The sequence below is a fragment of the Aeromonas sp. QDB39 genome (genome assembly GCF_027707585.1).
Classification (GTDB): domain Bacteria; phylum Pseudomonadota; class Gammaproteobacteria; order Enterobacterales; family Aeromonadaceae; genus Aeromonas; species Aeromonas hydrophila.
The window spans coordinates 1-726 of record NZ_JAPCIV010000138.1 but is presented as its reverse complement, the minus strand read 5'-3'; the positions used below and the strand labels follow the sequence as shown (position 1 = coordinate 726).

The 726-nt window shown below is 52.8% G+C and carries 2 protein-coding genes; both read right to left on the bottom strand.

Going from position 1 to position 726, the window contains the following annotated elements; genetic code table 11:
- Window positions 1-82: 82 nt before the first annotated feature.
- On the bottom strand, window positions 83-337 hold the full coding sequence (locus PG899_RS24205; protein WP_032492620.1) for a Txe/YoeB family addiction module toxin: 255 nt from the start codon (window positions 335-337) through the stop codon (window positions 83-85).
- Window positions 334-585, bottom strand: a complete 252-nt coding sequence (locus PG899_RS24200; protein ID WP_032492621.1) for a type II toxin-antitoxin system Phd/YefM family antitoxin — start codon at window positions 583-585, stop codon at window positions 334-336. The genes PG899_RS24205 and PG899_RS24200 overlap by 4 nt, the downstream gene beginning before the upstream one ends.
- Window positions 586-726 lie beyond the last annotated feature (141 nt).

The following is a 726-nucleotide window of genomic DNA, read 5'->3' as shown; positions in this document are numbered from 1 at the left end:
TGATGCCTAACCCTTCCATCGAGGGGGACGTCCAAGGGCTGGCGCCCTTGGCCGCCCCTCATGTCAAACGTTGGGCGTCTTTTCAGTAGTGGTACTTGAGTTGAACGATCCAAAGGGCATCATCCGCCACTTTGTAAACCATTCGGTGCTCATCCGTAATTCGACGAGACCAATAACCGGCCAAAGCATGTTTTAATGGCTCTGGCTTGCCCACTCCAGAGAAAGGCTCTCGGGTGGTTTCTTTAATTAGCTTGTTAATTCGATCAACCATGCGGCGGTCTTGTTTTTGCCAGAACAGATAATCTTCCCATGCATCATCGGAAAAAATTAATCTCATTCGGCCAACTCCCGCGCCTGTCCTCGGCCCGCTTCAAGTTGCTCGATCGACTTGAAAAGCCGCTTGGCGTTGGCGGGGCTGCGCAGCAGATACGCAGTTTCTTCCAGCGCCTGGAAATCTTCCAGCGAGAGAATCACAACCGATTGGTCGCCGTTACGTGTGATGATCACCGGCTCATGATCGTTGCAAACACGATCCATGGTTCCAGCCAGGTTGGCGCGGGCGTGTGTGTAAGTGATAGCGTCCATAACATCCTCCGTACATGTACAGAAAATTGTACAACAAGAGCAACTCGAAGGCGAGGCAAAAAAACGCCCAACCCTTCAATCAAGTCGGGACGGCCAAAAGCAAGCTTTTGGCTCCCCTCGCTGGCGCTCGGCGCCCCTTAT